This is a genomic window from Peribacillus sp. NPDC096448 (assembly GCF_044762675.1).
GTDB classification, from domain to species: domain Bacteria; phylum Bacillota; class Bacilli; order Bacillales; family DSM-1321; genus Peribacillus; species Peribacillus frigoritolerans_B.
The window spans coordinates 338,899-364,073 of record NZ_JBIWEU010000001.1 but is presented as its reverse complement, the minus strand read 5'-3'; the positions used below and the strand labels follow the sequence as shown (position 1 = coordinate 364,073).

At 42.0% G+C, this 25,175-nt stretch carries 27 protein-coding genes; 5 read left to right on the top strand and 22 right to left on the bottom strand.

Features of this window, described 5'->3' with window-relative positions:
- Positions 1 to 34: 34 nt before the first annotated feature.
- From dnaJ to gpr, 9 genes are all read right to left on the bottom strand, one after another.
- Entirely contained in the window at positions 35 to 1,150 is a 1,116-nt protein-coding gene (dnaJ, locus tag ACIQ0C_RS01775; protein WP_402835087.1) for a molecular chaperone DnaJ, read from the bottom strand.
- A 300-nt stretch (positions 1,151 to 1,450) separates the two neighbouring features.
- Positions 1,451 to 3,283: a molecular chaperone DnaK gene (dnaK, locus tag ACIQ0C_RS01770; protein WP_034308533.1), complete on the bottom strand. Its 1,833-nt coding sequence runs from the start codon at positions 3,281 to 3,283 to the stop codon at positions 1,451 to 1,453.
- 37 nt (positions 3,284 to 3,320) lie between these two features.
- Positions 3,321 to 3,911: a nucleotide exchange factor GrpE gene (gene grpE, locus ACIQ0C_RS01765; protein WP_402835089.1), complete on the bottom strand. Its 591-nt coding sequence runs from the start codon at positions 3,909 to 3,911 to the stop codon at positions 3,321 to 3,323.
- A 99-nt stretch (positions 3,912 to 4,010) separates the two neighbouring features.
- Positions 4,011 to 5,039, bottom strand: coding sequence for a heat-inducible transcriptional repressor HrcA (gene hrcA / locus ACIQ0C_RS01760; RefSeq protein WP_076365204.1), 1,029 nt, complete (start codon positions 5,037 to 5,039; stop codon positions 4,011 to 4,013).
- A gap of 124 nt (positions 5,040 to 5,163) precedes the next feature.
- The gene (hemW, locus tag ACIQ0C_RS01755; protein WP_403056358.1) at positions 5,164 to 6,315 is read right to left on the bottom strand and encodes a radical SAM family heme chaperone HemW; all 1,152 of its coding nucleotides are present in this window, start codon (positions 6,313 to 6,315) and stop codon (positions 5,164 to 5,166) included.
- A gap of 89 nt (positions 6,316 to 6,404) precedes the next feature.
- Positions 6,405 to 8,240, bottom strand: a complete 1,836-nt coding sequence (lepA, locus tag ACIQ0C_RS01750; protein ID WP_402835091.1) for a translation elongation factor 4 — start codon at positions 8,238 to 8,240, stop codon at positions 6,405 to 6,407.
- Between the two features lie 181 nt (positions 8,241 to 8,421).
- The gene (locus tag ACIQ0C_RS01745; RefSeq protein ID WP_053535740.1) at positions 8,422 to 8,745 is read right to left on the bottom strand and encodes a YqxA family protein; all 324 of its coding nucleotides are present in this window, start codon (positions 8,743 to 8,745) and stop codon (positions 8,422 to 8,424) included.
- A gap of 21 nt (positions 8,746 to 8,766) precedes the next feature.
- The gene (gene spoIIP, locus ACIQ0C_RS01740; protein ID WP_402835092.1) at positions 8,767 to 9,966 is read right to left on the bottom strand and encodes a stage II sporulation protein P; all 1,200 of its coding nucleotides are present in this window, start codon (positions 9,964 to 9,966) and stop codon (positions 8,767 to 8,769) included.
- Between the two features lie 86 nt (positions 9,967 to 10,052).
- Positions 10,053 to 11,171, bottom strand: coding sequence for a GPR endopeptidase (gpr, locus tag ACIQ0C_RS01735; protein ID WP_403056355.1), 1,119 nt, complete (start codon positions 11,169 to 11,171; stop codon positions 10,053 to 10,055).
- A 274-nt stretch (positions 11,172 to 11,445) separates the two neighbouring features.
- Between gpr and rpsT the strand changes: the two genes are divergently transcribed.
- Positions 11,446 to 11,712 carry a 30S ribosomal protein S20 gene (rpsT, locus tag ACIQ0C_RS01730; RefSeq protein WP_034308554.1) on the top strand — a complete coding sequence of 89 codons (267 nt, stop codon included), beginning with the start codon at positions 11,446 to 11,448 and terminating at the stop codon, positions 11,710 to 11,712.
- Between the two features lie 89 nt (positions 11,713 to 11,801).
- Here rpsT and holA read toward each other — a convergent pair whose 3' ends face one another.
- Positions 11,802 to 12,815 (bottom strand): DNA polymerase III subunit delta, encoded by a 1,014-nt coding sequence (gene holA, locus ACIQ0C_RS01725; RefSeq protein ID WP_252278004.1) that lies wholly within the window; start codon positions 12,813 to 12,815, stop codon positions 11,802 to 11,804.
- Positions 12,816 to 13,156: 341 nt separating this feature from the next.
- Here holA and ACIQ0C_RS01720 point away from each other — a divergent pair, with 341 nt between their 5' ends.
- A complete protein-coding gene (locus ACIQ0C_RS01720) occupies positions 13,157 to 13,291 on the top strand; it encodes a YqzM family protein (protein WP_034308559.1) in 135 nt (44 codons plus the stop codon).
- Between the two features lie 76 nt (positions 13,292 to 13,367).
- Here the strand turns inward: ACIQ0C_RS01720 and ACIQ0C_RS01715 are convergent, their stop codons facing one another.
- The 3 genes from ACIQ0C_RS01715 to ACIQ0C_RS01705 all read right to left on the bottom strand — a co-directional run bounded on the left by ACIQ0C_RS01715 (position 13,368) and on the right by ACIQ0C_RS01705 (position 16,967).
- The gene (locus ACIQ0C_RS01715) at positions 13,368 to 15,674 is read right to left on the bottom strand and encodes a DNA internalization-related competence protein ComEC/Rec2 (protein ID WP_403056352.1); all 2,307 of its coding nucleotides are present in this window, start codon (positions 15,672 to 15,674) and stop codon (positions 13,368 to 13,370) included.
- 18 nt (positions 15,675 to 15,692) lie between these two features.
- Positions 15,693 to 16,253: a ComE operon protein 2 gene (locus tag ACIQ0C_RS01710; protein ID WP_402835095.1), complete on the bottom strand. Its 561-nt coding sequence runs from the start codon at positions 16,251 to 16,253 to the stop codon at positions 15,693 to 15,695.
- A gap of 78 nt (positions 16,254 to 16,331) precedes the next feature.
- Positions 16,332 to 16,967: a helix-hairpin-helix domain-containing protein gene (locus tag ACIQ0C_RS01705; protein WP_403056349.1), complete on the bottom strand. Its 636-nt coding sequence runs from the start codon at positions 16,965 to 16,967 to the stop codon at positions 16,332 to 16,334.
- 110 nt (positions 16,968 to 17,077) lie between these two features.
- On the opposite strand from ACIQ0C_RS01705, the gene comER reads away from it, so the two are divergent.
- On the top strand, positions 17,078 to 17,908 hold the full coding sequence (comER, locus tag ACIQ0C_RS01700) for a late competence protein ComER (protein WP_403056346.1): 831 nt from the start codon (positions 17,078 to 17,080) through the stop codon (positions 17,906 to 17,908).
- 105 nt (positions 17,909 to 18,013) lie between these two features.
- Here comER and ACIQ0C_RS01695 read toward each other — a convergent pair whose 3' ends face one another.
- Genes ACIQ0C_RS01695 through ACIQ0C_RS01660 form a run of 8 tightly spaced genes read right to left on the bottom strand, consistent with a single transcriptional unit; the run spans position 18,014 to position 23,027 of the window.
- On the bottom strand, positions 18,014 to 18,757 hold the full coding sequence (locus tag ACIQ0C_RS01695; protein ID WP_403056343.1) for a class I SAM-dependent DNA methyltransferase: 744 nt from the start codon (positions 18,755 to 18,757) through the stop codon (positions 18,014 to 18,016).
- The gene (gene rsfS, locus ACIQ0C_RS01690) at positions 18,754 to 19,110 is read right to left on the bottom strand and encodes a ribosome silencing factor (RefSeq protein ID WP_034308569.1); all 357 of its coding nucleotides are present in this window, start codon (positions 19,108 to 19,110) and stop codon (positions 18,754 to 18,756) included. Before rsfS ends, ACIQ0C_RS01695 begins: the two co-directional genes overlap by 4 nt.
- Complete coding sequence (yqeK, locus tag ACIQ0C_RS01685; RefSeq protein ID WP_403056339.1) at positions 19,110 to 19,682, bottom strand: bis(5'-nucleosyl)-tetraphosphatase (symmetrical) YqeK; 573 nt, start codon at positions 19,680 to 19,682, stop codon at positions 19,110 to 19,112. Before yqeK ends, rsfS begins: the two co-directional genes overlap by 1 nt.
- A complete protein-coding gene (locus tag ACIQ0C_RS01680; protein ID WP_241589856.1) occupies positions 19,672 to 20,241 on the bottom strand; it encodes a nicotinate-nucleotide adenylyltransferase in 570 nt (189 codons plus the stop codon). The genes yqeK and ACIQ0C_RS01680 overlap by 11 nt, the downstream gene beginning before the upstream one ends.
- A gap of 11 nt (positions 20,242 to 20,252) precedes the next feature.
- Positions 20,253 to 20,543, bottom strand: coding sequence for a ribosome assembly RNA-binding protein YhbY (yhbY, locus tag ACIQ0C_RS01675; protein WP_034308574.1), 291 nt, complete (start codon positions 20,541 to 20,543; stop codon positions 20,253 to 20,255).
- Positions 20,537 to 21,379: a shikimate dehydrogenase gene (gene aroE / locus ACIQ0C_RS01670; RefSeq protein ID WP_403056336.1), complete on the bottom strand. Its 843-nt coding sequence runs from the start codon at positions 21,377 to 21,379 to the stop codon at positions 20,537 to 20,539. Before aroE ends, yhbY begins: the two co-directional genes overlap by 7 nt.
- A 20-nt stretch (positions 21,380 to 21,399) precedes the next feature.
- Positions 21,400 to 22,509, bottom strand: coding sequence for a ribosome biogenesis GTPase YqeH (gene yqeH / locus ACIQ0C_RS01665; RefSeq protein WP_403056333.1), 1,110 nt, complete (start codon positions 22,507 to 22,509; stop codon positions 21,400 to 21,402).
- Positions 22,506 to 23,027 (bottom strand): YqeG family HAD IIIA-type phosphatase, encoded by a 522-nt coding sequence (locus tag ACIQ0C_RS01660; RefSeq protein WP_034308582.1) that lies wholly within the window; start codon positions 23,025 to 23,027, stop codon positions 22,506 to 22,508. The genes yqeH and ACIQ0C_RS01660 overlap by 4 nt, the downstream gene beginning before the upstream one ends.
- A 466-nt stretch (positions 23,028 to 23,493) precedes the next feature.
- Between ACIQ0C_RS01660 and ACIQ0C_RS01655 the strand changes: the two genes are divergently transcribed.
- Positions 23,494 to 23,634, top strand: coding sequence for a sporulation histidine kinase inhibitor Sda (locus tag ACIQ0C_RS01655; protein ID WP_034311351.1), 141 nt, complete (start codon positions 23,494 to 23,496; stop codon positions 23,632 to 23,634).
- A 52-nt stretch (positions 23,635 to 23,686) separates the two neighbouring features.
- Here ACIQ0C_RS01655 and ACIQ0C_RS01650 read toward each other — a convergent pair whose 3' ends face one another.
- The gene (locus ACIQ0C_RS01650) at positions 23,687 to 24,472 is read right to left on the bottom strand and encodes a phosphatidylserine decarboxylase (protein ID WP_403056329.1); all 786 of its coding nucleotides are present in this window, start codon (positions 24,470 to 24,472) and stop codon (positions 23,687 to 23,689) included.
- Between the two features lie 135 nt (positions 24,473 to 24,607).
- On the opposite strand from ACIQ0C_RS01650, the gene pssA reads away from it, so the two are divergent.
- Entirely contained in the window at positions 24,608 to 25,147 is a 540-nt protein-coding gene (gene pssA / locus ACIQ0C_RS01645; protein ID WP_034308587.1) for a CDP-diacylglycerol--serine O-phosphatidyltransferase, read from the top strand.
- The last annotated feature ends 28 nt before the right edge of the window (positions 25,148 to 25,175 follow it).

Genomic DNA, 25,175 nt, shown 5'->3' with positions numbered 1-25,175 from the left:
TCTACCAACTCCCAATTTGTTCTTTTACTTTTATTCACCTATCTTTGAAAGCACGCTTTACTTTTGAGAAAAAGCCATCATCTTGTTCATCTACACCTTGTCCGCTGATTTCACTGAACTCACGAAGCAAGTCCTTTTGTTTTTCCGTTAATTTCTTAGGCGTGACCACTAATACGACCACATGCTGATCTCCTTGGCCATATCCTCTGACATTCGGAACCCCTTTGCCTTTTAAACGGAAACGGGTGCTCGTTTGTGTACCTGCAGGAATCTTCAGCTTCACTTTTCCATGCAGCGTCGGAACTTCTATTTCATCCCCTAATGCTGCCTGGGCAAAAGTAACCGGCATTTCACAATAAATATCATCGCCATCCCGTTCAAAGAATTCATGGCTGCGTACATGGAAGACTACATAGAGGTCTCCTGCCGGGCCGCCATTGATTCCTGGCTCGCCTTGGCCGGTTACGCGCAACTGCTGTCCATCATCAATTCCTGCTGGCACCTTGACTTGGATCTTTTTACGTTTTTGGACTTTTCCGTCGCCGCCGCATGTTGAACATTTATTAGGAATGATTTTTCCTGTTCCTTGACAATGGTGACATGCTCTCCGGTTCACAATCCTTCCGAAAGCTGTGTTTTGTTCAACATTTAATTGACCGGTTCCATGACAATGTGAACAGTTTTCCACCTTTGTACCTGGTTTGGCACCGGATCCTTTACAAGTGCCACAATTCTCTTCACGCGGAATTTCGATCTCAGTATCTTTTCCGAATGCAGCTTCTTCAAACGAAAGCGTCATCGTATACTGTAAATCCGCCCCTTGACGCGGTGCATTAGGATCTCTCCTGCGTCCGCCGCCGCCAAAGAAGCTACTGAAAATATCTTCAAAACCGCCGAAACCGCCAAAGTCCTGACCGCCAAAGCCCTGATTGGGATCTGTATGTCCGAATTGGTCATAATGGGCTTTTTTCTGTTCGTCACTCAATACTTCGTAAGCTTCCTTGATTTCCTTGAATTTATCCGCAGCATCGTCCGCTTTATTAATATCAGGGTGATATTGTTTGGAGAGCTTACGATACGCTTTTTTGATTTCATCCTTCGAAGCACTTTTCGAAAGGCCTAACACCTCATAATAATCGCGTTTACTCATATCTAAAATCCACTCCCGATTCGATTCACATAAAGGTAATATTATCACTGAACGAAGATAATAATCAACTAGAAAAGTACAAACGGCTTTAACACATTTTTGCAAATGGCATTGCCTGGCCCAATTTGCACACATTTTTCCCTAAAATCCCACGATTCCCCATCAGTGATTGCAACACTTCACGACAATGATTCCATTCACTGTAAAAAAAGCCAAAGTCAAGATAACCTGACTTTGACTTTTTTACAATGGCAGGCAGAAATACTGCCCAATATATCAGTGTCCCGTTTGGACCACTTTTTATTTTTTCTCTTCTTCGTTAACTTCAGTATATTCAGCATCAACCACATTATCGTCTTGAGCAGACTCGCCAGCACCGGCTTCGCCAGCTTGCTGAGCTTTTGCCGCTTCTTCATAAAGCTTCATTGTTAAAGCTTGAACGATTTCGTTAAGTGCATCTTTTTTCACGCGGATTTCTTCAAGCTCATTTTTCTCGATTGCAGCTTTCAGTTCATCCTTCGCTTCATTCGCTTTTGTTACTTCCGCTTCGTCCACTTTACCTTCTAGATCCTTAAGCGTTTTTTCCGTTTGGAAAACTAATTGATCTGCTTCGTTACGAAGTTCAACTTCTTCTTTACGTTGTTTATCGCTATCGGCATTTTCTTCTGCTTCACGTACCATGCGTTCGATTTCTTCATCAGAAAGGCCTGAAGAGGATTTGATGGTAATCGCTTGTTCTTTGTTCGTACCAAGATCTTTCGCACGAACGTTCACGATACCGTTTTTATCGATATCGAATGTCACTTCAACTTGCGGAACTCCACGCGGTGCCGGTGGAATGTCACTCAATTGGAAACGACCAAGAGTTTTATTATCCGCTGACATTGGACGCTCACCTTGAAGGACATGGATATCAACTGCCGTTTGATTATCAGCCGCTGTCGAGAATACTTGTGATTTACTTGTCGGGATTGTAGTATTACGGTCAATCAGTTTCGTGAATACTCCGCCCATCGTTTCGATTCCAAGTGAAAGTGGAGTTACATCAAGAAGGACAACGTCTTTAACATCCCCTGTTAATACGCCACCTTGAATTGCAGCACCCATAGCCACGACTTCATCAGGGTTTACACCTTTGCTTGGTTCTTGACCGATTTCCTTTTTGATCGCTTCAACAACCGCAGGAATACGTGTAGATCCACCGACAAGGATTACTTTGTCGATTTCAGATGCCGAAAGACCAGCATCTTTCAATGCTTGACGAGTCGGTCCCATCGTACGTTCCACAAGACCTGTAGAAAGCTCATCGAATTTAGCTCTAGTCATCGTTACATCCAAGTGAAGCGGGCCAGCTTCTCCAGCAGTGATGAACGGTAAAGAAATTTGAGTTGACGTTACGCCGGAAAGATCTTTTTTCGCTTTTTCAGCTGCATCTTTCAAACGTTGAACTGCCATTTTATCTTTTGAAAGGTCGATTCCGTTTTCTTTCTTGAATGCTTCAACTAGGTAATCGATGATTACTTGGTCGAAATCATCTCCACCCAGACGGTTGTCGCCAGCTGTTGACTTAACTTCGAAAACGCCGTCTCCAAGTTCCATGATCGACACGTCAAATGTACCGCCGCCAAGGTCGAATACAAGGATCGTTTGATCTTCTTCCGTTTTATCCAAACCGTATGCAAGTGCTGCAGCTGTCGGTTCGTTGATGATACGTTCTACTTCAAGGCCGGCAATTTGACCAGCATCCTTAGTTGCTTGACGTTCTGCATCATTGAAGTAAGCAGGTACAGTGATAACCGCTTTAGTAACTTTTTCGCCAAGATACTCTTCAGCGTATGATTTCAAGTATTGAAGGATGATTGCAGAAACTTCTTGAGGTGAGTATTCTTTTCCTTCAATTACTTCTTTATGGTTGGTACCCATATGGCGTTTAATGGAAATGATCGTGTTAGGGTTTGTAATCGCTTGGCGTTTTGCCACTTCCCCTACTTGCCTTTCTCCATTTTTGAATGCCACTACGGATGGTGTCGTACGGTTTCCTTCGGGATTCGGGATTACTTTTGGTTCCCCGCCTTCCAGTACAGATACACAAGAGTTTGTTGTACCTAAGTCAATACCAATAATCTTGCTCATAGTTTCACTACCTCCCAATTATTTATATGTAAAAATCTTATTCGTTCACTTTTACCATTGCAGGTCGAATCACACGGTCTTTAAGAAGGTATCCTTTTTGGAATTCCTCGACGACGATATTCGAACCGAAGTTTTCATCTTGAACTTGCATGACCGCTTGATGCAAACGCGGATCGAACTCTTCGCCAACCGAACTGATCGGTTCGATGCCTTCTTTAGCCAATGCATCAGTAATCGCTTTGTAGACCATTTCCATGCCAGATAGCAAGGATTTCGTTTGTTCATTTTCCGCTTCGATTTTTGTAGCTCTTTCAAAATTATCAAGAGCCTCCACTAAATCACTAGCAATACTTTGAACTCTATATTTTTGAGCCGCCTCCATATCAAGCTTGGCACGGCGTCTTGAATTATCAAAATCGGCCTGCAGACGAAGATAACGGTTATCCATTTCCTCGATTTTCGCCTCAAGTTCGGCAATCTTTTCTTGAGCCAATTGAAGTTCATCTTTTTCAACCGGACCATCGTTTTCTTCCGCTGGAATTTCTTCTTCAGCGAAAACTGCTTCTGCAGCGCTTTCCTCGATTGTTTCATTTTCCAATGTTTGTTCTTCGTTTTTATTTTCTGTCACAATCTCACCTCCCTAAAAGGGTAATACAATTTATGCTAAAGTAATATGCCAGGCCGCGGAATATACTCCTCCGCCACCTTAACAATATTACCTTTGCTACTATTTTTGATACAGTTTTGTCATCAGGGCCGTTAAATCTTTCGAGAAAAACGAAAGCAAACTGATCACTCTCGAATATTCCATTCTCGTTGGACCCAATATGGCCAATGTGCCAACTTGCTCCTGCCCGATTGAGTAGGTTGCCGTAATCAAACTGCAGTCATCGAGCACTGTGTTTTGATTTTCACGGCCGATCTTGACGTGGATGCCCGATGGATTTTGAGTAATTAGTTCATAAAATCCCTGTTCCTGCTCAATCATCGATAAAAGCGTACTTACTTTAGCAATATCATGGAACTCCGGCTGCCTCAACATATTCGTTTTCCCGCCGAAAAATATTTTTTCGGGCTTTGTGTCCGTCAGGGTCTCCGCAAGGATCGAGACCATCGATCCATAGTTATGAATGTGGCGGCTCAATAGAACTGCCACTTCCTTATAGATCTTATCCTTTAGATCAACTAGCGGAACATCGACCAAACGGGAATTCAATATGTTTACCATCTTTTCAATTTCATTTATATCAAAAGAAGGCGGTAAGGAAATCATTCGATTTTCCACATGACCTGTATCCGTAATAATGATGGCTATTGCCGTTTCAGGACTTAAAGGAATGATCTGGATTTTTTTCAGCTTATGCTCATTCACTTTTGGCCCGAGTACAATTGCCGTATAATTCGTCAGTTCCGAAAGTATTTTCGCTGACTTCTGAACGATCTTTTCCAATTCATAAATTCGTTCTACAAAAACGGATTTTAATATCTTCATTTCATTCTTTTTCGGAGCTTGAGGAGAAAGTAAATGATCCACATAATATCTATACCCTTTTTCAGAGGGGATCCTACCGGAAGATGTATGGGTTTTTTCTAAAAATCCCATTTCTTCAAGATCAGACATTTCGTTGCGAATTGTGGCAGAGCTGAACGTAATTTCATCTTTCTTCGACAAGCTTCGTGACCCGACTGGCTGGGCAGAATGGATGAAATCCTCGATTATCACTTGTAGAATCAATAATTGACGATCAGTTAGCATGTATGATCACCTCTGTTAGCACTCTGTCTCATCGAGTGCTAATATACTAATAAATTATCAAATGCAGCTTATGATGTCAACAATGAAAACCGCTTATTCATCGTTAAAATAACACTGATTTCCTTCAGTCGGGATCAATCACGCCTAAAAATGTTTGGAACACTTCATTTCCTAGAAGTTTGCCCCGCTCAGTCAAGCGCACAAACCCGCCTTCCACCTTAAGCAAACCCTTTGCCGATCCTTCTTCGAGCGGTTTCCTGAAAATCTCCGTCATTTCTACAAAAAATTTATTCTTGAAGATTTCCAATGAAACTCCTTCCGTTTTCCGGAGACCCAAAAACATCTCCTCTTCCATCCGTTCATGAAGCGGAACTGGGTGTTCTTCCAACACAGGCAGCTCGTTCGCCAGCAACGGAGTGATATATTTCTTCACAGGCCCATGATTGGCCACCCTTTTACCTCCAGTATAGCCATGTGCACCGGCACCAATCCCATAATACTCCACATTATCCCAATATGTCAGGTTGTGCTTGCTTTCAAACCCAGCTCGGGCAAAATTACTGATTTCATATTGATGCAGACCATGCTTCTCCATCTCTTCCATCAGCCTCTCATACATCGAAGCCTCGAGCTCCTGCGGCGGCAGGTTTAATTTACCCCTTCGCATCTGATTATAAAAAACCGTTTTCGGCTCAACGATCAGTGAGTAGCTGGAATAGTGCGGCAATTGAAGGGCAATCGCTTTATCCAGCGTATCCTTGAAATCTTCCATCGTTTGGCCCGGCAATCCATAAATCAAGTCGATGCTTATATTCGTAAAGCCAACCTCTTGAGCCAAATGAATCGTTTCATAGACTTCAGATGCCCGGTGAGTCCGGCCAATCCGCTTTAATAATTCATCATTGAAGCTTTGCACCCCAAAGCTAAGTCTATTGACCCCTGAATCATAAAGGATCTCGAGTTTTTCCCTTGAAAGATCCCCTGGATTGGCTTCGAATGTATATTCAGCTTTCATGGGATCAAAGGGGAGGGTTTCATTGATTGCTTCACATAAGAATGCAAGTTGCTTTTCATCCAGGGAGGTCGGTGTCCCTCCACCGACGAAAACCGTATCCAAACCTGCAGTCGGGTATTTGGAAAGCTGCATCACCATTTCCCTTTTCATCATCTGTAAATATTCGTCGACCGGCTGTCCCTGCAAAAATACTTTATTGAAATCACAATAGTGACAAATATGTTCACAAAATGGTATATGGAGGTAGGCGCTTTTGATCATTGTGTTCACAACCTTTTAATCGAATGAGTCGATAGAAAAAGAGGCTAGATCCCCTCTACCCTCTTTTTTCTAACTATCGTTTATTTTATTTATTTTTTTGGTGTCGTATCATCCATTTTCAAAACAGCCATGAAAGCTTCTTGCGGAACTTCAACGGAACCTACTTGTTTCATCCGCTTTTTACCTTCTTTCTGTTTTTCGAGCAACTTACGTTTACGGGAAATATCGCCGCCGTAACATTTAGCCAATACGTTTTTGCGCATTGCACTAATCGAAGAACGGGCGATGATTTTTTGACCGATCGCCGCTTGGATCGGCACTTCGAATTGTTGCCTTGGAATCAATTTCTTCAGTTTTTCAACAATGACTTTACCGCGTTCATAAGCAAAGTCCTTATGAACGATGAAACTTAAAGCATCGACAGTTTCAGAATTCAGTAAGATATCCATCTTCACAAGCTTGGACGGTTTGTAGCCGATCAACTCATAATCGAATGAAGCATAGCCTCTTGTATTGGATTTCAATTGATCGAAGAAATCATACACGATTTCCGATAATGGAATTTCATAATGAATGCTCACACGAGTCTCATCGATATATTCCATATCAATGAAGTTACCGCGTTTATTTTGACAGATTTCCATGATGGCCCCGACAAACTCTGTCGGTGCCATCATTGTCGCTTTGACGTATGGCTCCTCGACACGTTCGATCTTTTGAGCATCGGGCATATTGGACGGGTTATCCACTTGCAGGACCGTTCCGTCCGTTTGCACCACATCATAAATAACACTCGGTGCAGTGGTGATCAGATCGATTTTGAATTCACGTTCAATCCGTTCCTGGATGATTTCCATATGAAGGAGTCCAAGGAATCCGCAACGGAAACCGAAGCCCAATGCTTGCGATGATTCCGCTTCGAACTGCAGCGCTGAATCGTTCAATTCCAGTTTCTCCAATGCATCCCGTAAATCATTGAATTTCGATGCGTCAATCGGGTATAAACCGCAATATACCATCGGATTCATCTTTCTGTAACCCGGCAATGGTTCTGTCGCACTATTCACGGCACTTGTAATCGTATCACCAACAGTCGTATCACCAACGTTTTTAATGGATGCCGTAAGAAAACCTACATCACCGACGTTCAGTTCATCCAGAAGCTGGGTCTTAGGATTGAAGACACCCAATTCGGTGACATCGAATTCCTTGCCAGTGGACATCATTTTGATTTTGTCGCCCACTTTAACCGAACCCTCAACAACACGGATATAGGCAACTACACCGCGATACGCATCAAACAGTGAATCGAAAATAAGCGCCTTGAAAGGAGCATCTGGATCACCTTTCGGAGCTGGAACCAATTCAACGACCTGTTCCAAAATCTCCTCGATTCCGATTCCGGCTTTAGCCGAAGCCAAAACTGCATCGGAAGCATCCAATCCGATCACTTCCTCGATTTCTCCGCGCACCCGTTCCGGATCTGCACTCGGCAAATCAATTTTATTGATGACCGGAATGATTTCCAGGTTGTTGTCCAAAGCTAAATACACATTTGCAAGCGTTTGGGCTTCAATTCCCTGTGCCGCATCGACAACAAGGACAGCGCCTTCACAAGCTGCAAGGCTTCGTGACACTTCATACGTAAAATCGACATGTCCCGGTGTATCAATGAGATGGAAGATGTATTCTTCTCCATCTTTCGCGTTATATTTCAATTGAATCGCATTCAATTTAATCGTAATTCCACGCTCACGCTCTAAATCCATGGAATCCAACAGCTGACTCTTCATTTCACGCTGAGTCATGGCGTTCGTTTTCTCAATGATACGATCCGCCAATGTTGATTTACCATGATCAATATGAGCGATGATGGAAAAGTTACGAATTTTTGATTGTCTTTTTAATTTTTCTTCTCTATTCATGACGTTCACTCCCACTAGTCGACACAATACACTATTTTTTATTATATCAATAGAAAATGCAAGATTCAACAGAATAGTTACAAAAGAAGCATCATTGCAGGGCAAAGGATAAAAAAAGGCTGCATCCAGGATTCGGATGCAGCCTTTTGTCAGGGCACACTCAACTCAACTCATTTCATACCTAAATCATATCAATAAGTGCTTGAAAGGCACCTGATATAGTCTCTCCAAGCGTTTTGCCGATCGATGAGAAAAAGTTGAAGGCTTTCATTTCTTCAAGCTTTTCTTTTTTCGTCTCCAAATCATGACTCGTCACTTTTTCACCAAGGATATCCGCTTCCATCTCCCCTTGGTCCGATTGGTTAATGATGAATGCACTATTCAAAGAGGGATCTTCATACCCCTTCATTTTTTTCATCCCGTCATTCGCTTGCTGCATCCCGATCAGAACACCTAAAAATAATACGAGCACAATCCCTGTACATTTCAACCAAAATCGAACCATGATAAGAGAACTCCTTTCAAATTACTTCGCTTCCGATTCCCCAGTCGTTTTATCAACCGCTTTGGCATCCCAGTAAAATTCACTGAAAACATCGGTAAAGGCATCAACGGTCAAGTACATTTCCTCGAAAGTATTATCAACACCGCCAATTTCTATGAGCATGGCATTGCTTGACAAATCCTGATTGTATACTCCATTCTGCCCCGCTCCGCCTTGTTTCATAACCCCTCGTGAAATGCCAGGGTATTTTTTCTCCAAAGCTTTATGAAGCTTATTGGCAAGCGCTGCATTTTTTTCGAAGTTCGGGTTATTGCCCCCGACCACGAAGGCAATCTTGGCATAATCTTTACCGCTAATGTTAATGGTCGTATCTTTTTTTCGTTTAGAATCACGATGGATATCAATGATATATTCTAGATCTTTGTTGGTAGCCAACGCAGTCTGTACGGATTTCCGAGACTCTTGATAGGATTTGGCATAATTCAATCCTTTATTATTGAGATTTCCCATGATATCCGTTTTATCGAGCGATGAACCGATCCCCTTATCAGCCAAATCTTCAACCATCCGTTCCCCGAGTTTCGTAATATTGATTTTAGAATGGTAGGCTAGGTCCGGTTCGGTCACGCCCTTTAAATAAGGAAGATACGATTCCCGGTTATGGCTATGGTAAATCTCGACCACTTTCCGGCCATTGGTCGTTTGATTCGGCTGATTGGCCACTCCTTTATCCGGTTCTTCAATCTCATCCAGGTTTTGCAGGGATGCATCCCTTTCTTCATTCAGGACATCCACTGGCGGTGAAGATTCATACGGCATATTCGTATAATTCGTTCCTTCCCCAGCAACGAGGATCTCATTATCAAAAATCGAAAAGCCAGGAAGCTCCCTTCCCAGTAAACTTCGCGGGTCCTCCAATGAAATGTTGGTCGAGACTTTTATCAATTGATTCGTGATGATCGATTCCTGCTTACCTTCCGGCAGGGCATTAAAAAGATAATGATTTTCATTGGCCAGCATCGAAAACAGCATTTTTCCCGAGAATTGATTGGCTACAGTATGTACGGAGTTAGAAGATATCCGATACTCCGGTCTTAGGGAAGTCATGACCCCACTGACTGAAAAAACAAAAAGAAGCAAGGCGAGAATACCTAGAAAAGTTTTTATTATCGTTGATCCATGAATGGCTGTTATGATTCCTGGGGAATTTCTTCTTTTCATCCTTCCACCCTCTCTATAGCTTGTCTATTAATACCTATGACTTTGCTAGAAAGGGTAGAACACCATTTTTGGGCACTGAAAGTGATTTAACGGGTATAATAGCCGGCATTATCTTGATTTATTGAATGATGCAAGGCTGCATTTAAACCATTGGCTATCAAATTGGCCATATCCTCGATGAAAACATCTACTTCTTTCGGTGTAACCATTAAATTATGACCAAGTGGCGAAAGCACTTCATAGATCAATTTCCTCTTCTCTTCATCAGGGAGGACACCTATCATTCCCAAGAAGGTTTGGCGTTCCTTTTCACCTGGCATATCCTCTTCGGTCAGCTTTGTCCGCTTTCCAAAACTGAATCCAGCAGGTGCCAGTGAACGTGATGGTCTGTCCCCTTCATTCATTTCCTTGCCAAAATGCTTCAAAATATAATCAATCGTATCGCTTGCAATCGATACGGCATCCACGACGGTAGGTATTCCAATTGCTATAACTGGAACTCCCAGTGTAGCCTGACTTAATTCTTTACGTTTATTTCCTACACCAGACCCTGGATGGATCCCTGTATCCGTAATTTGAATCGTTGCATTCACACGATCGATCGAACGGGCAGCCAATGCATCAACGACGATCAGGAAATCTGGATTACTTTTTTCGATGACTCCTTTTATGATGTCACTCGTCTCGATTCCCGTAATCCCCATCACCCCTGGGGAAATCGCACTGACCGGCCGATAGCCTTCCTTGACGGATTCAGGCTGCAATTCGAACAAATGTCTTGTGACTACAAGGTTCTCAACGACTGCAGGTCCCAGAGCATCGGGGGTAACATTCCAATTACCAAGACCGACGACCAAACAACTGCTTTCCTTGGTGATTTTATTTCTTTTCAAGAAGTAAGCCAGTTCGTTGGCAAACACCTTTTCCACCCGTTGCTGAGTTTCCGTATCCTGCTGGCGGATTCCCTGGACCTCGATGGTCAAATAACTGCCCTGTTTCTTACCGATTTCTTTTTCTCCCTCAGCCGTGACCTCGACTAAGGATACCTTCAGATCATCCACTTCTTTTTCTTTAATAATGACCCCTTCAATACGGGATACATCCACTTCCTCTACTACACCTTTATGTTCAAGGGCTATCTCCTTTGCTTCAATCGCCAAATCTGTACGAATTCCGTATTCACTAAGGTCCAAATTATTTTCCATAACGGCCTCCTGATGTTTGAATTGTATCTAATCTAGTATTTTCAATAGTCTCTCTTAAACATTCTGTCGTTTTTGCTTTTTTATTATTCATTTTTTTGGTACAATGAGTGATGACGAGATGAATTTTTTCCCGAAATTATAATTCCTTTTCGATTCTCAATCTGAAGTATTGCATATTTATGAGCAGTCTGATAGAATATCACTTGTGCTATTTGATATGGATTTGAAAAGTCGAGTTCATATAATCTCGATTTCTTTGTAGGAGGTGAACGGAATGCCAAACATTAAATCTGCTATTAAACGTGTAAAAATCAACGACAAAAAACGCGTTCATAACATTACTGTTAGATCAACTATGCGTACTACAGTGAAAAACGCTGAAGTTGCATTAGCTGGTGAAAACGTTGAAGCTGCTAAAGAAGCTCTTTTAACAGCTGCTGTGAAATTAGACAAAGCTGCATCTAAAGGATTAATCCATAAAAATGCGGCAGCCCGTAAAAAATCTCGTTTAGCGAAAAGACTTAACGCTCTTAACGCATAATGACAAAAAATTAAACGATCCAATCGGATCGTTTTTTTTGTGCCGTTTTTTGCATAAAAAAGGTGACAGGATATCTGCCACCTTTTTTATCATCTAATTTTTAAAAGCAGCAGCTCAAGCGTGATTGCCTTATCTGCTTGGCCGGTCTTCATTTTATAATCAGCTTCCGCTAAGTCGTTCATGATGCTCAACAACTCGCGTTCCTGGAATTTCCCCGTCTTTTCAAGTGCCAGCTTTACCCTGTAAGGGTGCACCTTCAGTTGACCTGCAATTTTTTGCTGGCTATAGCCCTGACGGGAAAGCTCCTTCACTTGATACATGAGCCTGACCTGTCCTGCCATGACACTCAAGATCTTGATCGGCTCTTCATTCTGCCTGAGAAGATCGTGCAGTATCGTCATGGCACTCTCCATCTTCCGCTGTAACACATGATCAACAAGTGTGAAGATATTCTGTTCAAGGGATTTAGCGACCAGCTTTTCCACTACCTCGACTGTAATGTGTTTATCAGCTTCCGTATAAAGCACCATTTTATCCAGTTCATTCGTCAGCATCATCAGATTCGTTCCTGCAAGTTCAAGTAAAAGCTCTGTAGCCTGCTCATCTATTCGGACTGAAGAAGCTTCGACCCTCTCCTTCACCCACCCCTTTAACTCATGATCACCAAGCTTCTTCGCTTCAACGAGAACCGCCTTACGCTTCAGTTCCTTGGTGATTTTTTTCCGTTCATCCAGCTTCTCATAAGGTGCGGTCAATACGACAATAGAATATGGAACCGGGTCAGCCAAATACGCTTCCAGTCTTTTCACATTATGTTCAACTCTTGACTTCGTTTTTTCAGCTGTCAAAAAAAATGGGTTTTGCATGAAAACAAGGCGCCTTTCCCCGATAAACGGAAGGGTTTCGACATCTTCAAGCGCAGTTTCAACAGGCGTCTCTTCTAAATCAAATTGAGAAAAGTTAAAATCCATCTCATCTTCGTGAAGGACATTCTCGATCAATAGCTGCTTTGTTTCATTAATTAGATAGGCTTCCGTCCCATATAACAAGTATACTGGCGCGAATTGCCCTTTTTTTATACTTTTCCAAACGTCTAATACCAATAGAATCCGCCTCTTTACTATGTATTCTTCTCTAATGGTATAGGTGGATGGACCATTTGACAAGCTATAAAGGGAACTAGCCCTTAAAAGGGCTAATTCCGGATCTATATGAACACTTTCAAGAGAGGCCCGGGTAATCTTCCTTGAAAGCGGGTAGAGTATTCATGTAGAACAAATGAGCATTTTTCTTTTTCGCTTACTTTGTTTGTACTTCTATTTTGACCTCAAAATCCCAAACTATTTGTGACAACTCTTGTCAGTAAAGGAAATGAAGGAATGAAGCCTGTAGATTTTTTTTTGGTAATGTTTTATACTATTAGCAGAAATAGGAGGGGTAAATAATGAACGAATTCGAAAAGAATGTTCAATCAAAAACAGATGACGTCGCTGATTCCGCTATAGGATTCATCGGTTCTTTTGTATTTTTCGCTGCCATGTTCACCATAGCTGTCGTCATTAAAGCTGTCGGATCCTGATTTCATTCATTACATGCACTTATTTTTCCTGATGGAGGCTGCCGCTGCAGTCTCTTTCTTTTTGATTTTCTATATACTATGGGAGAGTCTTCCGAAAGGTTCCACTGCTTTTGTAATACTTGTAAATAATAGAACCATCCTCGTCCGTCCTGAACACTTTTATGCCATTTCCCTCGAGATTCCCAATTACGTCTCCATGGGGGTGACCGTAGCGGTTATCTTTTCCAACTGAAATAAGCGACGCTTTCGGCTGCAGCTGTTCAAGGAAGGGCACGGAAGAAGAAGTTTTACTGCCATGGTGACCGACCTTCAAGATATCTGCCTGCAACTGCGGAAATGTTCTCATTAGTTCCCTTTCCCCTTCTTCTCCCATATCGCCTGTCAATAACCATGACAATCCCCCAAGCTCCGTGAATAGAACTATGGATGAATCATTCTTATTTTCTTCTTTCTCAAATGGACTTAGCACAGCAAAAGGCGCTCCGCCCGCAACCCAATGGTCCCCCCTTTTCAGGACAGTCATTTTCATTTTTTTATCTCTTGCCACGGATACAAAATCCATATCCCTGTATTGCTCTTCACTCCAGCCTCCAATGATGATCTCCGCAACTTTAAAATGTTCTATTAATTCTTTTGCACTTCCCATATGATCTGCATCCGCATGGGTTAAAATCAGTTTGTCCAATTGGTGGATTCCTTTACTTTTCAATAATGGAATAATGATATCATCTGCCGTGTTGAACTTCTTTCGCTTTATTGCCCATGTATCGATTGGAAATGTAATTTGTCCACCCGTATCAATCAAATAATTACCGCGATTGAAAGGCAGGATAATTAAAATGGAGTCACCTTGTCCAACGTCGATGATTTGCACTTCACCAAAAGGCGAGAACCTTTGTAAGTTATATTGCAAAAGTAAAAGGACAATTATTATTCCGCACCAGATTTTACTTTTTTCAAAGGATGCTTCCCAAGTCATGCCCAACCCTAAAAGGGAAATAACAAGTAATGACATCATGAGGAAAGGTGGCTTTCCAAACGGAATGGAGGCCAGCGGCAAATCCGATGCTGCATCCGCGGCTTCATTGCAGACTACGAAGGTGAAATTCAATAATGATATGAGAGGTTGACCTAAGGAAGGCAGTAATAAATGAATGAGGAGGGAAATCAGTGAAAATGGCAGCAATATGATGGAATAAAGTGGAACATACAATACGTTCAGAAACACGCCAAGGAAAGATACTTCAAAAAAGTGAAAAAGCAAAATCGGAAGGGCTGCCAATTGGCAGATGGTACTGAGGATGAACAGCTGCAGCGTTTTCTTCGGATATTGAAAGAAGATGCTTGAAGACATGATAATGGAGAATGTGACCGCGAATGAAAGCTGAAAACCTATATCATAGAGCATATTAGGCCGAAAAAACAATAGTGCCATATAAGTCGAGCCGATTGCGGCTCCCGCCGAAACCCGCTTCTTGAATAGCAGAAGCAGAAAGAAAAGCATAGCCATTAAACAGGATCTCACCACTGATGGACTGGCACCTGAAAGTAACATGTAAACCGGAAGGAAGAGTAAGATGGCCACCATCATTCTTTCCCGTGTATTCCCAACCCTGATGCCGATGTAAAATAACATCCCCGTTAAAAAACTGACATGAAGACCGGAAATCGCCAGTAAATGAACCAAACCCAAACGCTGATAATTAGTAAGGTCGCCTTCATCTATATATGTCTGGTCGCCGAATATGAGAGCTGTGACAAAACCGCTCGATTCCTCAGGAAAGTGTTCTCTAATATATGAAATCCCCTTTAAGCGCAAATTACGAATCGAAACTAGAATCGAGCTTCCGCCCTCTTTGCATTCTTGAAATGAAATGGAATCCACTTTGAATATCCAATGGATGCCTTGGCGGAAAAGATAACGCTGGTAATTGAAACTGTTTTCATTCCTGTTTTCCTCCGGAATTTGCAATGTCCCTTCAGCCGGACATGATAAACCGATTCGCAGAAACTTACTTAGATTTTCCTGCTCCAATTCGGTGGTGATTTTATAACGAAGTACTAACCGTTCGCCTTTCTCACTGCCAATGAAACCTTTTAATGAATTTCCATCTATATTCGGTTGGTCGGTAAACGTGATGATAAATTGGCTTTCCGTTCCATCATAGGCAGTTTTGTTTCGGTGATCGGAGAAGGAGGCGGCCCCTAAAAATATCCCCATGATCACCAAATGAAAAGCAAGGGCCTTCACACTTAACCCCACCGAAAAATAAAGGAAACAGAGAAATATAAGGATAATGATCAGCAGCCTTACATTTAAAAGAGAATGGGCCGTAACACCAAAGGTGGCTGAAACGGCCAGTAAGATAAGTTGTCTGGCCATGCCTGCCCTCCGTCCTATTTAATTTTCAAATATCTGATTGGCCTGTTTTTCCAGCTCCAATAAATCTTCTTTTCCAAGGCCTGTTCGTTCAAGTTGAGCTAGCAATAAGAATACAAAGTCTTTTTTTTGTTTTCCATTAACATCGATGGCCCCTTTTGCTTCAACCTTCTCGGTCTTGACACCAGCCTGTTTAAATAATTCGAGGGCATATGGATGGTTTTTGTAATCCTCGGCATAATAAACAGCCTTTATGCCAGCTTGGATGAGTGATTTACAGCACTGAAGACACGGAAAATGCGTCACATATATTTCCGCTCCATCAGTAGGCACCCCAAATTTCGCACATTGTAAAAGTGCATTCATTTCTGCATGTATCGTTCTGACACAATGATTATCAATTACATAACAGCCGTCATCAATACAATGCGTCCCCCCTGCAATGGACCCATTATATCCCCCCGCAATGATTCGGTTGTCCCTGACGATGGTCGCCCCTACCGTGAGGCGTGTACATGTGCTTCTTAAAGCCAATAAATGGCTTTGTGCCATGAAATATTGATCCCAACTAATTCTGTTCATGTTGTATCCCCTTACCACTAGAATGATTTTCTTCAATTTTACCCTCTTCCTGTCCATTTGTGTAGCATATTCAATCATTCATTTCACTGAAATGGAATCCCGTAACCTTTCAAACGTTTTATCGCCGATTCCCGTAACCTTCTTCAATTCATCGACCTCCTTGAATTTCCCTACCGTCTCCCTGTATTCCAGGATCGCATTCGCTTTGGATGGTCCAATTCCCGTCAAGGTTTCCAAATCTTCCAGTGTCGCTGTATTCAAGTTCACCAGTCCTCCTGACATCCCCTTAGTGACGGCATCACCAGACGACCCGACTTGTATATTCTCCAACTTCCCTTTGTCTTCTTCACCTATTTCCGGAACATAAATGACCATTTGATCTTCGACGATTTGGGCAAAATTCACTTTATCCGTATCAGCCTTGTCCGTAAAACTGCCCGCAGCTGAAATCAAATCAATCACCCGGTCACCTGCCTGTGCAGTAAATATGCCCGGGGACTTGACCGCTCCTTTAACGTCCACTTTAATGATCTCAGCTTCCGCAGCGGACTCATTTACACTTTGTTCCATTTCAGCTTCTTTTGTAGTAACGGGAAATATATCTTCCGTATCAGCCGGACTCTCCCCTTGTTGCAAAAAAAAGTAAATGCCTGCTGCTAGAAATGCCACGGCAACGCTTATCATCGTCATCTTCTTTTTTGAAATTCCTTCCATTTCTTTACCTCCTTATTGGATTTCGCACGATACTTTGTCATAGGACAGATTAAAAATACATAGTGTTTTTAGGAGAATCAATCGCTTTAAGTGAGAGGAGTTGATCGGAATTGAAGAAAATCGGTGTTATCGGAACCGGCAATATGGGTACCATTTTAATTGAGGCATGGCTGGAGGCAAAGATATTGAATCCGGCAGATCTAATCATTACAAATCGTACGCTTTCCAAAGCATTGGTGCTGAAGGAGAAACACTCGGGTATCAAGGTCGCGGAAAGCGCAGCCGAAATCGTCGAACAAGCGGACTTTATTTTTCTCTGTGTAAAACCATTGCAGATTAACAGCCTATTACAAGGCATCAAACACCATATAAAAAGGGATCAGCTGGTTATTTCCATCACAAGCCCGGTTTCAGTCTCCCAGCTCGAATCGGCAGTGAATGCCCCCTGTGCCCGTTTTATCCCGAGCATAACGAACCGTGTGGGTTCAGGGGTATCGTTACTGAGTTTCAGCAAGAGCTGCAGTAAGGAGAAAGTGTCAACTTTATTTGATTTGGCTTCCGCCATATCGGCACCGGTCATCATTGAAAATGATATCACCCGGGTAGCTTCCGATATCGTCAGCTGCGGTCCTGCCTTTTTCAGCTATTTAGCTCAAGCTTTTATTGAGGCGGCTTGCCAAACGACGAAGATAGATAAAGAAACGGCTACGACTTTGACTGAGAATATGCTGGTTGGCTTAGGGGAATTGCTCGGCAAAGGGGTTTATACATTGCCGACCTTACAGGAAAAGGTTTGTGTAAAGGGTGGAATAACAGGTGAGGGGATCAAGGTTTTAGAAGCTGAAACCGGGGAAATGTTCCATCATCTTTTTCAAGCGACACATGAAAAGTTTGCAGAGGATCTTCACGAAGTTGAAAAACAGTTCGACCATCCTTATTAAAATTCGTAATCAAGATCTCGATTCCTGCTAAAAGCAAAAAAAAAGAAGAGGTCAGACCTCCAATCGTACAGACTGATGTACGAACGGGGGATCTTGACCTCTTTATCATTTACTGGCTACAAACAAGATTCTTTCGGTTTCCTTTACAAGCGGTGCTTCTTCAAGATCCGCCAGAATTTCAGAAACCTTGAAACCTGCTTGCTCCAACCAGTTTTTATATTGTTCAACCGGATAGGTCCGTTGATAATGCAACTCATCAAAACGGTCATAAAGCCCGCTTTCATCGTCCCTTACGAAAAAACTTAAATCATGTTCCACACTGTAAGGTTCTTCACCCGGAAAGCAATCCCATATATAGGATACTTCTTCACCATTGACAGCAAACGTATTATCACCAAAGATTTCTTCCATTTTATAAATGGAATGGATATCAAACAGAAATAATCCGCCATCCTTCAAATGCTCATGAACCCGGCTGAACGTCTTGACTATATCCTCTTCATCACGAAGGTAGTTCAGCGAATCACAAAAAATCGTGACACAATCAAATTGGCCAAGCCCTTCAAGTTCTGCCATATTCTGCTGGAAAAGCGGAATCGATAATCCAAGCTTAACCGCTTTTTCATTAGCGACAAGAAGCATTTCATCAGATAAATCCACGCCGGTGACTTCGAATCCGTGCTGCGCCAATTCAACGGTCATTTCCCCGGTTCCACACGCTAAATCCAGGACTTTCCTTCCACCAACTCCATACTGTTCCAGCTTCGCCGTAAGGATCATCAGCCATTTTTCATAAGGTGCGTCCTTCATCAATTCATCGTATACATAGGCAAAGCGTTCGTAAGTCATGAAGTCAGTTCACTCTCTAGATCTTCAAAAGGTGCATCTCCCCATAAACGTTCGAGGTTATAGTAGTTTCTTTCATCTTTATGGAAAATGTGTGCCACTACATCGCCTAGATCCACAAGCACCCATTTCGCCTCGTCAAAACCTTCAAGACGCTTTACATTGATTCCTGATTCATCAGCTTTACTCTTCATTTCACGAGCTATAGCTTGTACTTGTTTTTCGGAATTACCGTGACAGATCAAAAAGTAATCCGCTACAAGGGAAATACCTTGCATGTTCAATGCCACGATATCCTCCGCTCTTTTATCATCCGCCGCTTTTGCTGCAATTACAAGAAGTTCACGTTCAGTCATTACATCTTCTCCTTCAAATTCATGATTAAATCATTATATGTCTTAAATGTGTCAGGGTAAATTGCCTGATTCCTTTTCATTAAAAAAACAACTGTATTCCTTAAAGCCTGGATGACAGCATGATCCAAATTTTGCTTTGCTGTCTGCCTGACTTCGTCGACACCGGGAAAAGAACGTCCCGGCTCGATATAGTCAGCAAGGTATACGACTTTATCCAAAAGGCTCATGCCAACCCTGCCAGACGTGTGATAGGCAATCGCATCCAAGATTTCGGCGTCCTGAATGCCAGCTTCCTTTTTCACCAAATAAGCCCCGACAGGAGCGTGCCACAGCTCCATATTGTATTCAAGTAATGCCGGGTCCATTTTTTCAGCGATTATAATTTGCTCCATTTCTTCTTTTGGACGAAATTTTGCATAATCATGGAAAATGGCTGCCAGTTCCGCTTTTTTGACGTCGGCACCATACCGTTCAGCAAGTTCAATCGCTGACTCGACCACACCCAAGGTATGAATGTACCTGTGCTCGGTGATTTGTTCTTTGACCAGCGCCAATGCTTTCTCACGATTCATATAAACCATTCCCTTTAATATACTTCACCACTGGATCTGCTATTAAATATTTCACGGTTTTCCCCGTTCTTAACTTCCTTCGTATCATGGAAGACGAAATGAACATCTGGGGGACTTTCACCATCGTGATTGGGTATAAGGTCTTTTCATTGTATCCAGGGCGCTTCACCCCGACGAAATTGACCATATGCACCAGCTCGTCGATACGGTGCCAATTCGGTAAGTATTCAATCATATCTGCGCCAATTATGAAATAGAACTCATTGGTTGGCTCAAGTTCTTTCAGCAATTTTATCGTGTCATACGTATAAGATGTGCCTTTTCTTTCTATTTCAATACCCTCAATATAAAAAGATGGGTTTCCGGCTATCGCGTTTTCCAACATGGCCAGCCTGTCCATATCGGTTACTTCCTCCGATTTTTCCTTATGTGGAGGAACGTGATTTGGCATGAACCTGATTTCATCTAGCTCAAGGGCATCCAGCACTTCATTGGCTATAATTAAATGCCCGATATGCGGAGGATTGAATGTACCGCCAAGAATTCCAATTTTTTTCATAGATAGGTTCCTTAAGGTAATTTAAGTTGTTTGTTTTCTTTTGATTCTTTATACAGCACAATTGTGTTGCCGATAATCTGAACCAATTCCGCCCGTGCACCTTTTGATAAAGTAAGCCCCACATCATTGCGGTCCTCTTCACAGTTTTGCAGGATGCTGACCTTGATTAATTCACGTACTTCAAGCGCCTCACCAATTTGCTTGATGAGATTATCATTGACTCCGCCTTTACCAACTTGAAAAATTGGATTGAGGTGATGGGCCTTTGATCGTAAAAATCTTTTCTGTTTTCCTGTTAACATGTGTTACCTCCTAGTTTGTTCAAGACAATATCTGTCATTCTTGCTGTATCCGGCATAATGCCTGTCCATATCTCAAATGCGAGCGCGGCCTGGTTGATGAACATCCCCAGACCATTTTGCGTTTCGGCCCCTTTTTCCCCAGCTTCACGCAGCAGCTTGGTTTGCAGAGGGTTATAGATGATGTCACTGACAATTGCCCCGGTTTTAAGCTGGTCGACCTTTAACGGTGAATGATCCAATTCAGGACTCATTCCAGAAGAAGTCGTTTGGATGATTAAATCATATTGTGATAAGCTTTCTTCCGCTTCGATAATCGAGAGTGCCTTCGATACTTTATCATATGGGCAATCAGAAACAAGCTGGGCCGCTCTTTCCTTTGTCCGGTTTGCAATATCAACTTGCTTTACCCCTTCTTTCACGAGGGTAAAATAAATCGCACGCGCAGCACCGCCCGCTCCGATCACTAACGTTTTTTTAGCCTTGATGTCACCTGATATTTCATCGCATAAAGATTTGAAAAATCCTTTTCCGTCTGTATTATACCCTATAAACCGACCATTTTTGTTAACAACCGTATTTACAGCCCCGATTGCAAGGGCCAGTTCATCCACTTCATCCAGAAAAGGGATGATTGAAGTCTTATGAGGAATCGTGATGTTAAACCCTTCTATACCAAGGGCTTTCATGCCTTTCACAGCATCGTTCAAACCTTCTTTCGTCACAAGAAAATGGTGATAAACCGCTTCTATATTTTCTTTTTCAAATGCATCATTATGAATGTCCGGTGACATCGAATGTGCAATTGGATCTCCCATTACCCCATATATCTTTTTCATAGTCTAGACGACCCCTATATTTAGATTAATGATTTGCGAACGATCACATTGACGCCCTTTGGAACATGTGCGACGATTTTCGCTCCTGGCTCATTGACCGTCACCCAGCCAAGACCAGAAAACACAATATCCATTTTACCATCTTTCAAGGAGAATTCATGTGGAATCAGCTTCGGAAACTCCTCGATTTGTTCTGGCCGTGGAGGCGTCAGTAATTCCCCGGCATGATTTTTATACAATTCATCGGCTTTTTCCAGTTTCGTACGGTGAATATTCAATTCATTCGAAAGGTAGCAAGTCAATGAACGCCTTCCGCCTGAAACATAGTCCAACCTGGCGAGCCCTCCGAAAAATAGCGTCTGCCCTTCATTCAGTTGGTACACTCTCGGCTTGATTTCCTTTTTCGGCATAATCACCTTGAAGTCCCGTTTGTCCACATAGTGAGCCATTTGATGATGATTAATGATTCCTGGTGTATCGATCAATGCCTGTTCATCATCCAAAGGAATTTCGATCATATCCAAAGTAGTCCCAGGGAAGTGGGAAGTCGTGATGATATCACTTTCACCGCTCACTTCTTTTATAAGACGGTTGATGAAAGTCGATTTTCCTACATTCGTACAGCCCACCACATAGACATCTTTTCCTCTGCGATACCGCTCGATCGCATCCGCCGCTTCAAGTATGTGCTTTCCCTTTTCCGCACTGACAAGCAGGACATCGACCGGGTTAAGACCCAATTCCTTGGACGATTGCTTCATCCAATTGATCAACTTGTTCGGTTTTACGGATTTAGGCAATAAATCGACCTTATTTCCGATTAGAAGAACATCATTTCTTCCTACAAATCGATGAAGGCCAGGCAGCCAGCTTCCATTGAAATCAAAAATATCGACGATTTTGACGATTAAAGAGTCGGTTTCGCCTACTTTATTCAAGATTTTCAAGAAGTCATCGTCTGTTAAGGATACATCCTGAACTTCGTTATAATGTTTCAATTTAAAGCAGCGCTGACAAACGATGCTCTCTTTTTCCAGAGCCGATTTAGGGGCAAAGCCCAACTCCTTCGGATCTTCAGTCTGGACCTTCACACCGCAGCCGATGCACACTAATTCTTGATGATTGTTCAATTGTGATCCTCCCATTCTATCATTCCTTTTCGTTTAAAAAACGCCATGATCTTTCTTTCAAAATAACGATTGATCCTTGTTCTGAATTCGTCGGTTTGTGCGACAGGGACCACTAAGATCGTATGAAATCCGCCTCTGTTCCCTCCCAATACATCCGTCAATAACTGATCGCCGATTACCACCGTTTCTTCTAATTTCAGCCCCATTGTCTTACGGGCTTTATGGAAAGCCCTTGCCATCGGTTTTCTGGCCTGGAAGATGAACGGAATGTGAAGCGGATCGGAAAAAGCCCGAACCCGATTTTCATTATTATTGGACACAATCGTCACTAAAATCCCATGATCCCGCATATTGTCGAACCATTTGATTAAATCGGGGGTGGCAGTTGGCCTGTCCCATTCAACGAGAGTATTATCCAAATCGGTAATGACGCCCTTAATCCCTCTTTTTTTCAATTCTTGAGGATCTATATTAAAAATGCTTTTAACATGTTCACTCGGCAAAAATAATTTAAGCATATTGGCACCTCTATATTTTCATTAAAATTTACCGTTTCCATCATATCGAATTTTCAGCCCACTTTCAAAAAAAATTAGGAAAGAATGGCTGACGGTAAAGAAACATCATAATGTATGTTTTCTGATATGGAAAGGCATTTTTTATTAAATAATGGGAAATTTGCAGGCAGACCAGAACCAAAGAACTAATTATTCATAAAAGATTTCGACAAAAATTTCATTTATTCAACCTGTGGATAACTTTACTAACATTTTCCATACTGATGTGCACCATTCCGTTCACCTTGTAAACAACTTAACCACAGGTTATCCACTTTTATCTGTGGATAACAGAACGATTGTTCTCCACGTTTATTTCTGATACAGTAGGGGTACATCAAGGAAGACTTATCAATATATGCAAGTAAATACTAAATTATTCCTCGCAATCCCTACTGGAGGTGAGCAGCCCATAAGTGGCGTTCTGATGCAAAAACTATCTGATGACCTGTTGCTTGAATCCTATTTTAAAGCACAGAATTTAAAGTTGAGTACTGATTTCATCCGCCTCATAGAAACGGAAATTCATCGAAGATCCCTAACACATAAAATCCGATCCATATTTTAATATGAAATACATAGGCTGACATCAAATGTCAGCCTCTTATTTTCATTTGAAGTTAGATGGCTCTCATGAATCCGATTGTTTCACCTACACGGATATCTGCGGGAATGGATATGTTCCCTTCAAGTTCAAAACTTCCTTTTTCAAAAAGAAGCACGACTGTGGACCCAAAGCTGAAATAAGAAAATTCCTGTCCTTTTTCCAATTCATCCGATTCATCAGTAATGACGATCGAATTTATGAACATGGCCCCGACTTTCACCATTGCCAGATTTCCCGCTTCATTTTGAAGTTCAGTTATTGTCCGATAATTTTTTGATAAAGGCTCTTTTCCATATTTCATCCCCCATTTATTAACGGGATATGATTTCCTTCCAAGGGTCCAACGTTTGACTACGGAACCCTTGATTGGCGCATGGATCCTATGGTAATGACTCGGGCTTAAGTATAACACGAGATATTTGCCGCCTAAGTACTTTTCCAAAAAAAGCTCATCCCCGAGCATTTCCTCCATTGAATATACCTTTCCCTTAACGACGATCTTTTTATCAGCGCGTATCTCCCCTGAATCCTCAAGAACACCGTCCACGGGACAAGCTACCGCAGACGGGACTGCCGTAATTGGCCTCGCGTCCGCCTTTAACTGCCTTGTAAATAGCTCGTGCAAATTGGTATATGCTTTTAACTCCTTACCAAATTCCTCTTGATTAAGGTTGAATGTTTTTACATAAAATAAAATTAAGGGCCTGCTCCAACGAGATTGGCTAAAGTGTTTTAATAAACCTGATGAATACTGACCATTCGTCAGTTCAATAAGAACGCGATACAAAGACTGAAACAAATAAAACCACTCCAAATTGTAAAATTATTCTAAAATCCCTTGCATAAATTGTGTTAAATAAAATATTATTATATAATAAATACTTATGTTTACTATATTTTGTTTTAATTTGTTTCATTTGAAAGGAGTGAAAAGATGTTTTTATTACACGCCCTAGATCAAACCATTAAAAAAGTGAAAGCACAAACAGCAAATATACTTACTTTAATTAATTTATCCCTTGGTGGATTTGCGATAATTGCCGTGATGCACGGCCAATTGAATTTAAGCCTGCTTTTAATCTTCCTGGCTGCCCTTGCAGATCGCTTTGACGGTATGGTTGCACGGAAATTCAACATTGAATCGGAATTGGGTAAGCAACTTGACTCCATGTGTGACATCATATCCTTTGGCGTTGCACCGGCTCTATTATTATACCAAGGAATATTGATAGAATTCGGAGCACCTGGCACACTCTTCACGGTTTTCTATATTGGCTGTGGCGCATTTCGTCTCGCCCGCTTCAATATAAGTGAAAGCAATGGATATTTTACAGGAGTGCCAATTACGGTTGCGGGCTGCATCGCTACTTTAAGTTATCTAGCCATCCCGTATTTCCATCCGGTCTTTTTCTTATCCCTCATGATTATATTATCATTACTTATGGTCAGTCCATTTAAACTGAAGAAAGTTTAATAAGAAAGCGGATGTCCTAAACCGGACA